General features: G+C 66.2%; 9 protein-coding genes. 8 read left to right on the top strand and 1 reads right to left on the bottom strand.

Translation table 11 applies throughout. The annotated features are described in order from the left end of the window. Positions 1-172 precede the first annotated feature (172 nt). Both ADADO0_RS10500 and ADADO0_RS10505 read left to right on the top strand, forming a co-directional pair. Positions 173-658 (top strand): cytochrome c-type biogenesis protein, encoded by a 486-nt coding sequence (locus tag ADADO0_RS10500; RefSeq protein WP_511305089.1) that lies wholly within the window; start codon positions 173-175, stop codon positions 656-658. Positions 659-682: 24 nt separating this feature from the next. Then, positions 683-1,108, top strand: a complete 426-nt coding sequence (locus ADADO0_RS10505; protein WP_511305090.1) for a hypothetical protein — start codon at positions 683-685, stop codon at positions 1,106-1,108. 29 nt (positions 1,109-1,137) lie between these two features. Here the strand turns inward: ADADO0_RS10505 and ADADO0_RS10510 are convergent, their stop codons facing one another. Next, positions 1,138-2,181 carry a LacI family DNA-binding transcriptional regulator gene (locus tag ADADO0_RS10510; protein WP_511305467.1) on the bottom strand — a complete coding sequence of 348 codons (1,044 nt, stop codon included), beginning with the start codon at positions 2,179-2,181 and terminating at the stop codon, positions 1,138-1,140. A gap of 163 nt (positions 2,182-2,344) precedes the next feature. On the opposite strand from ADADO0_RS10510, the gene ADADO0_RS10515 reads away from it, so the two are divergent. The 6 genes from ADADO0_RS10515 to ADADO0_RS10540 all read left to right on the top strand — a co-directional run bounded on the left by ADADO0_RS10515 (position 2,345) and on the right by ADADO0_RS10540 (position 11,707). Beyond that, positions 2,345-3,277 (top strand): dihydrodipicolinate synthase family protein, encoded by a 933-nt coding sequence (locus ADADO0_RS10515; protein WP_511305091.1) that lies wholly within the window; start codon positions 2,345-2,347, stop codon positions 3,275-3,277. A gap of 186 nt (positions 3,278-3,463) precedes the next feature. Next, positions 3,464-4,447, top strand: coding sequence for a Bug family tripartite tricarboxylate transporter substrate binding protein (locus ADADO0_RS10520; protein ID WP_511305092.1), 984 nt, complete (start codon positions 3,464-3,466; stop codon positions 4,445-4,447). A gap of 222 nt (positions 4,448-4,669) precedes the next feature. Next, the gene (locus ADADO0_RS10525) at positions 4,670-6,223 is read left to right on the top strand and encodes a Do family serine endopeptidase (RefSeq protein WP_511305093.1); all 1,554 of its coding nucleotides are present in this window, start codon (positions 4,670-4,672) and stop codon (positions 6,221-6,223) included. Between the two features lie 207 nt (positions 6,224-6,430). Further along, entirely contained in the window at positions 6,431-7,147 is a 717-nt protein-coding gene (locus ADADO0_RS10530) for a response regulator transcription factor (protein WP_511305094.1), read from the top strand. A gap of 151 nt (positions 7,148-7,298) precedes the next feature. Then, positions 7,299-8,711: a sensor histidine kinase gene (locus ADADO0_RS10535; RefSeq protein ID WP_511305095.1), complete on the top strand. Its 1,413-nt coding sequence runs from the start codon at positions 7,299-7,301 to the stop codon at positions 8,709-8,711. A gap of 26 nt (positions 8,712-8,737) precedes the next feature. Continuing rightward, positions 8,738-11,707, top strand: coding sequence for a bifunctional [glutamine synthetase] adenylyltransferase/[glutamine synthetase]-adenylyl-L-tyrosine phosphorylase (locus ADADO0_RS10540; protein ID WP_511305096.1), 2,970 nt, complete (start codon positions 8,738-8,740; stop codon positions 11,705-11,707). The last annotated feature ends 5 nt before the right edge of the window (positions 11,708-11,712 follow it).

The following is an 11,712-nucleotide window of genomic DNA, read 5'->3' on the forward strand; positions in this document are numbered from 1 at the left end:
CGCCGGACGGCCATGTCTCGGTGCGCGCCACCTGGAAGCCGCTGGTGACGCTGATCTGGCTCGGCGCCTTGGTGATGGCAGTCGGCGGCACGCTGTCGCTTGCCGACCGCCGCCTGCGCGTCGGCGCCCCCAAGCCCGCCCGCAAGCGCGCACCCGCAGCGGTGCCGGCGGAATGAAATCGGCACGCGCCCTTTTTCCCGCCCTTCTCGCGGCCTGTCTGCTCGTGACGGCGTTGCCCGTCTTTGCGGTGCAGCCGGACGAGGTGCTGCCTGATGTGGCGCTGGAGGCGCGGGCGCGGGTGCTGTCGCAGGAACTGCGCTGCATGGTGTGCCAGAACCAGTCGATCGACGATAGCGACGCCCCGCTGGCCCGCGATCTGCGCATCCTGGTGCGCGACCGACTGAAGGCGGGCGATAGCGACACCCAGGTGCTGGATTTCCTAGTTGCGCGCTATGGCGAGTTCGTGCTGATGCGCCCGGTGTTTTCCTGGCGCAATGCCCTGCTCTGGGGCGCGCCGGTTCTGGTGCTGATCCTGGGCGGCGTGCTCGCCTGGATGGGGGTGCGGCGGCGCAGGGACGTCGTGGCGCTCGAACCGCTGACGAAGCTGGAGGAGGCGCGGGTCGCCGCGCTCCTCTCCGGCAAGCCGCGGGAAGATTAAAACCAAGTTGGGGGGCAAGGCCTGATGAAACGGACGGTTGGAATCGGATTGTGCTGCGGCGTGGCGGGTTTTCTGGCCTCCACCGTTGCCTGGGCTCAGACCGACATGGACAAGTGCGTCGCCTGGGGCGCATCGCCGGGCACGCAAGCCTATTTCAACTGCCTCGCCGCCTTGGACGCCCAGCGCAATGGTCCCGCGCCCGCAGCCCAGGCGCCGGTCAAGCCGCCCCCGAACGTGGCGGACGGTCTCGCCAGCCAATTGTGCATCGAACGGGCCAAGGCGAGCCCCCCTTACCCCATCGAGCGGCTGGCGACGAACAACGTATCGGGCAGCGATCCGAAATCCGTCAGCCTGTCCTTCAAGATTCAGAAGCCGGGAAGCGCGCTGGCCTTCTGGAATGTCACCTGCATCTTCCGCGAGGGGCGGATGGTCGACTTCAAGGCGTCCTGACGCCCTGTATCTGCATCCGACGCGATGCCTCATCCGCGAGGGGGGCTGTGTTGGGGCGGGGCGGTCGATTTGCGCGGAATCAAGGTGGGCATGGCCATGCGGAATCGCGAATTTTCGGTGGTCGCCCCCTGCATCAGCAGGTCGAGAGCGGCGGCGGCGATCTGATCGAACGGCACCCGCACGGTGGTGAGAGCGATCGGCAGGCGGCTGACGATCGGAATGTCATTATAGCCCACCAGCGAGACGTCCGACGGCACCCGCAGTCCCATGCGCGTCAGCGCCGAAAGCGCTCCGATGGCGGTGTTGTCGTTGACCGCGAAGATGGCTGTGGGCGGCGCGGCGAGTTGCATCAGCCGTTCCGCGGCATCCGCCCCGGAATCGATGCCGAAGGTGGATTCGACCACCAGTTCCGCATCGGTGGCGCCGGTGCTTTCAGCCAGCGCCTTTCGGTAGCCCTCCAGCCGTGTCCGGCTGCTGGAGGCATAGCTGGGGCCGGCAATGATGCCGATGCGGCGATGCCCAAGATCGAGCAGATGGCGCGTGGCGAGATAGCCGCCAAGCGCGTCATCTCCCACTGAGGACAGGCTCTTTCCGTCGCTGCGCAGCGCCAGCACGAACGGCACGCCCCGATCGGTGAGTTCCTGAGCGAAATCGTCCCCGTCGCGCGCGGTGCAAAGGACCAGGCCGTCCACCCCCCTTTGCAGCAGCGTCTTGGCGGCGATGCGGTCGGCCCTTGGCTCATCGTCAGTCGTGGCAACGATGGCAAAGCGACCTGAGCAGGCACAAGCGCGGGCCAGTGCTTCATAGAGCATGGCCATCACGGTGTCGGTGAGGCGCGGGACAATGACGCCGATCGTGTTGGTCTGTCCCCGCCGCAGGCTTGCTGCCGAGACGTCGCGGACATAGCCCAGGTTGACGGCAACCTGCCGGACGCGCCGCGCGGTTTCGTTCTCGGAGCGCGGAAGGCGCTCATCAAGAATCCGCGACACGGTGGATTTGGAAACCCCTGCTGCTGCGGCAACATCGTGAATCGTAATGCGCCCTTGCCGCTCGGGTGTCTCGTCATCCTTCAACACGCTTTGCTCTCTCTAATTCCCGCCTCTCACACTTAAACGGTTGACAGAGGGAATGCACAAGGACAATTATGGGAACGTTCCCGCTAACGATCCATATCAAGGATCACTGGAGGCGGGGCCGGCCACCAACGGCCGGACCGATCCCAAGGAAGGAAGAGACATGGCCATCGACTGGAAGGGACTGAATCCCGCCCCCGTTACGCTGTTCAAGGACAACGGCGACGTTGATTTCACCGGCAATGCGCGGCTCGCCAAATGGCTTGCGGCGATCCCCGGCGTGAAGAGCCTGGTCATCCTGGGCCATGCGGGTGAGGGCACGTTCCTGACCCATGACGAGCAGCTTGAACTCATCCGCGTCTACAAGGACGCAACGCCCCTGCCGGTGGTTGCCGGCATCACGGGCGAGGGCACGCGGGTGGCCGAGATCGAAGCACGGGAGAAGATCGATGCCGGCGCGAGCGCCGCGCTGGTCTATCCGAACCACGGCTGGCTTCGCTTCGGCTATCAGAAGGGCGCCCCGCAGGATCGCTACAAGGCGGTCGCACAGTCCGGCCTCGAGTGCATCCTGTTCCAGTATCCGGCTGTGACCAAGGCGAACTACGACCTCGCCACCCAGCTCGATATCGCCGCGATCCCTGGCGTCACCGCCACCAAGAACGGCGTGCGCGACATGAAGCGCTGGTATGACGAAATTCCCGCTCTCAAGAACGCCTTCCCGAACCTCGCGATCATGTCCTGCCACGACGAGTGGCTGCTGCCCACCATGTTCGATGTGGACGGCCTGCTGGTTGGCTATGGCAACATGGCGCCCGAGCTTCTGATCGAGTTCCTCAAGGCAGGCAAGGCGCAGGACTATACGCTCGCCCGCAAGTATCATGACCAATTGCTGCCCCTGACACGCGCCGTCTATCATCGCGGCTCGCACATGGAGGGCACCGTTGCTCTCAAGCACGCCCTGCGCGCCCGTGGCCTCATCGACAACGTCAACATCCGCGAGCCGCTGAAGCCGCTTGGTGATGCCGCCGACGTGGAAATTCGCGCCGCCGTGAAGGCGTCGGGCCTTTTGGGCCTCGCCGAGTCGCTCGCGGCCTGATCGGATACCAATAATCTTTCCGTTCAGGCGGCGATGCCGTCTGAACGGATCGGTGTGGACATTTCAAATTCGCCGGCCGCTGAAACGGTCCGGCATCGGCGCGGACACACAGGTCAGCGCACAGATGATGATGCAATAACAAAATGAACCGCCATCCGGAAGAATTCGGGGCGAATGGAGGAAGCGATGTTCAAGCGGCGAGATTTGCTGATCTCTTCGGCATTGTTTATTGGCGCGGCCTTTGCCCCATCTGCGCTGTGGGCTGGCCCGAACGACTATCCCAACCGCCCCATCAAACTTGTGGTGCCGTTCGCGCCCGGTGGCGGCGTCGATGTCTTCGCCCGGCTGATTGGGCAGAAGCTGAGGGATCTCAAGGGCTATACGATCGTCGTGGACAACCGCAGCGGTGCCAATGGGACGCTCGGGGGCAATGCGGTCAAAAAGTCCGATCCGGACGGATATAGCATCCTGTTCTCGGCGGGGACGCAGGTGATGGCCGCCCGCATGATGAAGAGCGCGCCCTATGATCCCATCGCAGATTTCACGCCGATTGTCCGGGCCGGTGAAGCGCCCATGATGCTGGTGATGTCGCCGAAACGGCCGCAAACCACGATCACCGAGATCATCGCCAGTGCCCGCAAGAAGCCGGAGGACTGGAACTTCGCGGCCTCCGCGATGGGCTCTCCGGGACACCTCGCAACGCTTGAGTTCAACCGGCTCGCGAAACTCGATCTCGATGTCATTCCCTATCGCGGAACAGCGCCGGGCTTGACCGACGTGGCCGGTGGGAATGTGCAGCTCATGATCGATCCCGTGCTCGCTCTGCTTCCCTACGTTCAGTCCGGGAATGTCAAAGGCATCGCGCTCACCACACAGAAGCGCAGCAGTCTCGCGCCCGACGTGCCGACCGCCGCCGAAAGCGGAATGCCCGGCCTCGACATGTCCTCGTGGTATGGGGTCTGGGGACCACCCAACATGCCGCCTGCGTTGGTAAAGACGCTGAATGCGGACATCAACGAGGCGGTGCGGGCGCTGGCGGAAAGTGGTCAACTGGCAAAGATCGGTATCGAGCCCGTGACCGAAACTCCCGAGCAGTTCGACGCCTTTCAGCGGAGCTACCTGAGCAAGGGAAGCGAACTTCTGGAAGCGGTGAAGTTCGAGCCGACCTAAACTTCACGCGGGCAAAAGATATGTCTCAGGCGCTCCCGCCCGTCGCTGCGGGGGTGCGTTCTGAGCCATTGTTACCGTTGTTTTTACACTTCTCACGCAGGCGTGACGCGCCTTACAGATCGGTAATCTTGCAGCCAGCCGGCTGTAACAAAGTGGTCTCTAGGATCGTTTCTCAAGGCAGCCCCGCAGTGGGGCGATAAAACCAGAGAGACGAAGATCCTCATGACCGGCTTCACCTCCCCCTCGACCAATGTCCGCCGTCGCCGCGCCGCCCTGCTTGCTGGCGTGGTGGGTCTCGCCATGACCGGCATCGTCGCCGGCCAGTTCATCCCCCCCTATTCCACCTCCGCCAACGCGCAGATCACCACCAACCAGTCGGCGAGCCAGAATTCGTTCGCGGACGTGGTGGAGAAGGTGTCCCCGGCGGTGGTGTCGGTGAAGATCAAGAAGGACATGGACGCCAAGGGCATGGCGATGAACGAGGACGGCCCGCTCGGTGGTGGCGACGTCCCGCCCCAGATCGAGAAGTTCCTCAAGCGTTTCGGCTTTGAAGGCGGGCAGGGCGGCCAGATGCAGCGCCCGCAGCAGCGTGGCGGTGAGCAGGGCGGCCGCCGCGTGGTGGGCCAGGGCTCCGGCTTCATCATTTCCGCCGACGGCTATGTCGTGACCAACAACCATGTGGTCGACGGCGCCAGCGAGGTGGATGTCACCACCACCGACGGCAAGGAATACACCGCCAAGGTCATCGGCACCGACCCGCGCACCGACGTGGCGCTGCTGAAGATCGAGGGCAAGACCAATCTGCCGTGGGTCAAGCTCTCGGACGCCACGCCGCGTGTCGGCGACTGGGTGATCGCGGTCGGCAACCCGTTCGGCCTCGGCGGCACCGTGACCGCCGGCATCGTCTCGGCCCGCGGCCGCGACATCGGCGCCGGCCCCTATGACGATTTCCTCCAGATCGATGCCGCGGTGAACCGGGGCAATTCCGGCGGCCCGACCTTTGGCCTCAATGGCGAAGTCATCGGCATGAACACCGCCATCGTCTCTCCCTCGGGCGGCAACGTGGGCATCGCCTTCGCCATTCCGTCCGAGACCGTGAAGACGGTGGTCAACCAGCTCCGCGAGACCGGCAAGGTGGCGCGCGGCTACATCGGCGTGCAGATCCAGCCGGTGACCGACGATCTCGCCTCGGGCCTCGGCCTCACCGATGCCCAGGGCGCTCTGATCGCCCAGGTCCAGGCCGATACCCCGGCCTCCAAGGCTGGTCTCAAGAGCGGCGACGTGGTGTCGAAGCTCAACGGCGAGACCGTCAAGGACGCCCGCGACCTGTCGCGCCGCATCGGCATGATGAAGCCCGGCTCCAGCGTTGCCCTGGTGGTGATTCGCGACGGCAAGCCGATGAATGTCGACGTGAAGCTCGAGCAGCTTCCCACCGATCAGCAGGCGAGCCTTGAAGACAAGGCCGGTGGGCAGAAGCCCGGCACCGACGTGCCGCGCCTCGGCCTCCAGCTTGCTCCGGCCAAATCGGTGCAGGGCGCCGGTTCCGAGGGCGTGGTGGTGACCGAGGTCGATCCGAACGGCGCGGCTGCCCAGCGCGGCATCCGCTCCGGCGACGTCATCCTCGACGTGGGCGGCAAGGCGGTCTCCAATGCCAACGACGTGCGCGACGGCCTCGCCGCCGCCAAGGCTGAGAACCGCAAGGCGGTGCTGATGCGGATCAAGGGTGAGCAGGGCGTGCGCTTCGTCGCCGTCTCGCTGGCCGACAAGGCGGGCTGAGCACAGTCCCGGCCGCCCGCTCCGGCGGGATGGCTGGGGGACAGCCCGCTTCTTCCCGGCGACCTCCCCTCGGAGGCGCCGGGCTCAATAGAGCCCTGGCGATGATCGCCCAATGCAAAGCCAAGGTGTTTCCGGCGCGGAGGGCGCAAAGCCTTCCGCGCCGCGTTTCTTTTCCCAAAGGGCTGTAAAGGTTTGGGATATACAAGCATGAGCGACCTTCTCAGCACGGGTGACGAATTCGCCATGCGCCTTCTCCTGATCGAAGATGACCGGGACGCGGCCGATTATCTGCGAAAGGCCTTCCGCGAGGCCGGCCATGTAGTGGACCACGCCGCCGATGGGGAGGAGGGCCTCGCCCTCGCCCTGGACGGTCGCTACGACGTGCTGGTCGTGGACCGCATGCTGCCGCGTCGCGACGGGCTCTCCGTGGTCTCGGAATTGCGCAAGCGCGGTGAGGCGACCCCGGTGCTGATCCTCTCCGCGCTCGGCCAGGTGGACGACCGGGTGGTGGGCCTGCGGGCCGGCGGCGACGATTATCTCCCCAAGCCCTATGCCTTCACCGAGCTACTCGCGCGGGTCGAAGCCCTCTCGCGCCGTGCCGCGCCTCAGTCGGCCGACACGCTTTACAAGGTCGGCGACCTGGAACTCGACCGGCTCGCCCATCGCGTCAGCCGCGGCGGCAAGGATGTTCCGCTCCAGCCGCGCGAGTTTCGGCTGCTGGAATATCTCATGCGCCACGCCGGGCAGGTGGTGACACGCACCATGCTGCTGGAAAACGTGTGGGACTATCATTTCGACCCGCAGACCAATGTGATCGACGTCCACGTCTCCCGCCTGCGCTCGAAGATCGACAAGGGCTTCGACGTGCCTCTGCTGCACACCGTGCGCGGCGCCGGCTACATGGTGCGTGAAGGTCTGCGGTGAGGGGCACTGCGCATAATTCCCTCTCCCGCTTGCGGGGGAGGGATAGGGAGGGGGAAAGCGCGACCGCCATGGATTGCGCCGATCTCCTCTTCTGCGCCTGCCCCCTCCCCAACCCTCCCCCGCAAGCGGGAGAGGGAGCGGCAACTCTGCGATGAAACTCCTCCCCTCCAATATCTCCCGCCTGATCCGCACCACCGCGTTCAAGCTGCTTGCGGCGTATCTGCTGGTGTTTGCGTTCTTCGCGCTTTTCATGATCGGCTATGTCGCGTGGCATACGCGGCAGCTGATCGAGGTGCAGGTGGCGGAGAACGTGGCCGGGGAGGTGCGCTTTCTCTCCGACCAGTACCGCATGGGCGGCATCCAGCGGCTCGTGCTCGCCATCGACCGGCGCACGCGGCGGCCAGGATCGTCCATCTACCTCCTGGTCAATTTCGGCGGTGAGGTTCTGGCCTCGAACGTCTCGGACCTGCCGCTCGGCTTGCTGGACAGTTCGGGCACACGCCTCACGCCCTATCGCCGGTCCGACGAGCCTGGGGCTAAGGAAAATCTGGCGTTCGTGCAGGTGTTCCTGCTGCCGGGGGGATACCGGCTGCTGGTGGGGCGCGATATCGAGGAGCGCGATACGGTTCGCCAACTCGTGGTGCGCCCGGCGCAGGGCGCGCTGGTGCTGATCCTGGTGCTGGGTGTGGTCGGCGGCGTGTTCGTTACGCGGCGCGTGCTGAAGCGTATCGATTCCATGACCGCAACGTCGGAGACCATCATGGCCGGCGATCTCTCCGGCCGGCTTGCGGTGAATGGCACCGATGACGAGTTCGATCGTCTTGCCCACTCCCTCAACACCATGCTGGACCGCATCGAGGGGCTCATGGTCGGGCTGAAGGAAGTCTCCGACAACATTGCCCACGATCTCAAGACGCCGCTGACGCGGCTGCGCAACCGCGCTGAGGAAGCCTTGCGCGGGGCCTCGAGCGAGACCCAATGGCGCGCCGCGCTGGAGACCACGATCGAGGAAAGCGACGGCTTGATCCGCACCTTCGATGCGCTGCTGATGATCGCGCGGGCCGAAGCGGGCCACGCGCGCGACACCATGGTGGACCTCGACCTGAAGGACATCGCGGAGAATGTCGCGGAGCTGTACGAGCCGCTGGCCGACGAGCAGGGCCTTGACCTGACCGTGGAGGCCGAAGCGATAAGCGTGCACGGCGTGCGCGAACTGCTGGCGCAGGCACTGTCCAATCTGGTGGACAACGCCATTAAATACGGCCTGCCGCCCGATGGCGGGCGCGGCCGCATCACGGTTTCCCTGCGCCGCGAGGGCGATACGGCGGTGCTCGCGGTGGCGGACGCCGGAGCGGGAATCCCCGCCGGGGATCGCGAGCGGGTGGTGGAGCGTTTCGTGCGCCTGGATGCCAGCCGCTCCCGGCCCGGGTCCGGCCTCGGCCTGTCGCTGGTGGCCGCCGTCGCGCGGCTGCATGGCGGCAGCCTGGACATTTCGGACGCCGCGCCGGGCCTTCGGGTTTCGCTCCGGCTGCCCGCGCGCGGCCCGGAAGGGCTTGCGCAATAGTGCGGCCTTGTGCCTTTAGGGGAGCAATGCCTGTTTCAACTCCACCGGACTCATTCGCGCGTGACGGCCTCGCATCCCTGATGCGGGAAGCGCCCGTTATTGCCGATGCCGATGCGGCTGCACTGAAACTCTCTCAGGTGTTGGAACGGCTTGATCCGGCAAGCCGCGAGGCGGTCGAGGCGAGCCTTTCCGCCTTTCCTCTCGCCCGCCAGGGGTTGCTTGGGGTGGCGGAGGGGTCTCCCTTCCTGCTGGAGCTGATCCGCGTCGATCCCTCGCGCCTGTTGCGTGCGCTGTCGGATCCCCCTGCGGATCGGGTTGCCGCGCTGGTGGCGCAGGGGCGCGCCGAGGTGCGCGCCGCGCCGGATGAGGCTGCGGCCATGACGGCCTTGCGGCGCATGCGTGCTGAAGCGGCTCTGGTGATCGCGCTTGCCGATATCGGCGGCGCTTTCGATCTGACGCAGGTGACGGCGGCCCTGACCGATTTGGCCGACGCCGCGATCTCAGCCGCGCTTGATTTCCTGCTGGCAGAGGCGGCGAGGGCGGGCCGCCTGCTGACGCTGGACGCCGCCGACCCCGCAAAGGGCTGTGGCCTCGCCGTGATCGCCATGGGCAAACATGGCGCGCGGGAACTGAACTATTCCTCCGATGTGGATCTGATCCTGGTCTACGACCGCGATGTGGCGCCACTCGCCGCGGACGTTGAACCCTCCCCCTTCTTCGTGAAGATCGCGCGCGCGCTCGTGCGCATGCTCCAGGAGCGCACCGGGGACGGCTATGTGCTGCGCGTTGACCTGCGCCTGCGGCCCGATCCCGGCTCCACCCAGGTCGCGCTCTCCACCGCCGCCGCGCTCGCTTATTATGAGCGCGAGGGCGCCACCTGGGAGCGCGCCGCCTATATCAAGGCGCGCCCGGTGGCCGGCGACATGGACGTGGGCAGAGATTTCCTGGCCGACCTTCTGCCGTTCGTCTGGCGCCGGGTCATGGACTATCAGGCGATCGCCGATGTCCATGCCATGAAGCGCGAGATCCATGCCTTCCGGGGTCACGACGTGGTGGCGGTGGAAGGCCACAATGTGAAGCTCGGGCGCGGCGGCATCCGCGAGGTGGAGTTCTTCGTCCAGACCCAGCAACTCATCGCTGGGGGGCGCGACCCGAACCTGCGTTCGCCGCGCACGCTCAGCGCGCTGGACGCGCTGGTGCGCGATGGCTGGATCGCCTCGCCTGTGCGGGATGAGCTTGCGGAAGCCTATCTGTTCTTGCGCCGGGTCGAGCATCGCATCCAGATGGTGGCGGACGCGCAGACCCATACTCTGCCGGAGCCCAGGGCGGCGCTGGAGCCGTTTGCCCGTTTCATGGGCTATGCGAACCGCGATGCCTTCGCGGCCGCCCTGGTGGAGCGCCTGACGCGGGTGCAGCACCATTACGCCCAGTTGTTCGAGGATGCCCCGCGGCCCGCCGCGCTCGAATGCCAGCTGCTTTTCCCGCCCGCCAACGACGACAAGGCGACGCTCGCGGAATTGGCCCGGCTGGGCTTTCGTGAGCCGCCCGGCGCCAGCGCCATCGTGCGCGGCTGGCTCTCCGGCAATCATCGCGTGCTGCGTTTCAGCCCGGCGTGCGAAAATCTCGCGGCCCTGGTTCCATTGATCCTTGAGCAGGTGGCCCGCGGCGGCGATCCTGACGGCGCGATGATCGCCATGGACAAGTTCATGGCGGAACTGTCCGGGCCGCAGCTTCTCATCGCGCTGCATCGCCATCCCGACCTGTTGCGGCTGCTGACGACCCTGCTCACCGCAGCGCCGCGCCTGGGCGAGACGTTGGCGCGCCGCCCCTCGCTCATGGACGCACTGCTCGACCCCGCGTTCTTCGACACGCTGCCTGATCGCCCTACCCTGGAGCGCCGCCTGGAGGCGCTGCTGGATGAGGCCGCCAGCGACGAGGACCAGCTCGATGCTGCCCGCCGCTTCCGCCAAGAGCAGCATGTGCTGATCGGCGTGCGCATCGTCTCTGGCACACTGCCGGCGGAGCGTGCGGGCGAGGCCTATGCGGCGCTTGCGGAGGTCATCATCCGCGCGCTCCACCGCCGGGTGTGGGCGCGGTTCCGCGAGCAGCACGGCACGATCGCTGGTGCCGAAACGGCGGTCATCGCCATGGGCAAGCTGGGCGGCCGCGAGATGACGGCGGGCTCCGACCTCGACCTCATCGTGCTCTATGATTTCGACCCGGATGCCGACCCATCTTCTGACGGGCCTCGCCCGCTGCATGGGGCGCAATATTTCGCGCGGCTGACCCAGCGTCTCGTCACCGCGCTCACCAGCCTGACCAATGCGGGCAAGCTCTATGACGTGGACCTGCGGCTGCGTCCCTCGGGTCGTTCGGGGCCGGTGGCGACCCGCCTGACGTCGTTCGAGACATATCAGCTCAACGAGGCCTGGACCTGGGAGCACATGGCGCTCACCCGTGCCCGCGTGGTCGCGGCCGGGGAGGCGTTCGGCGCGCGCGTAGAACTGGCAATCGCTCAGGTTCTGGCCCGCCCGCGCGATCAGCGTCGCATCGCGGGCGACATCCTCGACATGCGCCATGCCATCGCCGCCGAGAAGGGCGACGACAAGCGTTGGAACCTGAAGCACGCGGCCGGCGGGCAGGTGGATGTGGAGTTCCTGGCGCAATATCTCGTGCTGGTGTGCGGCGCGCAGTATCCCGAACTGGTGGACACCTCCACCGCCCGCGTCCTGGCTGTGGCCGGCTGGCTAAACCTGCTGCCGGCGGAGGACATCGAAGTGCTGAGTGCGGCGTGCCAGCTCTATCAGGATCTCACCCAAGTCCTGCGCCTCTCGCTGGACGCTCACGCGTTATCCGGCGAGGTGAGCGCCGCGCTGAAAGCTCTGCTTGCACGGGCCGGTCAGCTTCCCGATTTTCCCACGCTGGATGCGCACCTTGCCGAGACCCAGGCCAAGGTGCGGGAAATCTTCATCCGCATTCTCGAAGGGGCGTGGTAGGGCCG

Origin of the sequence: Aquabacter sp., from assembly GCF_965279295.1 — a bacterium.
Taxonomy (GTDB): domain Bacteria; phylum Pseudomonadota; class Alphaproteobacteria; order Rhizobiales; family Xanthobacteraceae; genus Aquabacter.

What these genes read in the sequence shown, in the direction of transcription:
- ADADO0_RS10540 (WP_511305096.1), top strand. Translation starts at nt 8,738, where the DNA reads ATGCCTGTTTCAACTCCACCGGACTCATTCGCGCGTGACGGCCTCGCA.
- ADADO0_RS10535 (WP_511305095.1), top strand. Translation starts at nt 7,299, where the DNA reads ATGAAACTCCTCCCCTCCAATATCTCCCGCCTGATCCGCACCACCGCG.
- ADADO0_RS10520 (WP_511305092.1), top strand. Translation starts at nt 3,464, where the DNA reads ATGTTCAAGCGGCGAGATTTGCTGATCTCTTCGGCATTGTTTATTGGC.
- ADADO0_RS10515 (WP_511305091.1), top strand. Translation starts at nt 2,345, where the DNA reads ATGGCCATCGACTGGAAGGGACTGAATCCCGCCCCCGTTACGCTGTTC.
- ADADO0_RS10505 (WP_511305090.1), top strand. Translation starts at nt 683, where the DNA reads ATGAAACGGACGGTTGGAATCGGATTGTGCTGCGGCGTGGCGGGTTTT.
- ADADO0_RS10530 (WP_511305094.1), top strand. Translation starts at nt 6,431, where the DNA reads ATGAGCGACCTTCTCAGCACGGGTGACGAATTCGCCATGCGCCTTCTC.
- ADADO0_RS10500 (WP_511305089.1), top strand. Translation starts at nt 173, where the DNA reads ATGAAATCGGCACGCGCCCTTTTTCCCGCCCTTCTCGCGGCCTGTCTG.
- ADADO0_RS10525 (WP_511305093.1), top strand. Translation starts at nt 4,670, where the DNA reads ATGACCGGCTTCACCTCCCCCTCGACCAATGTCCGCCGTCGCCGCGCC.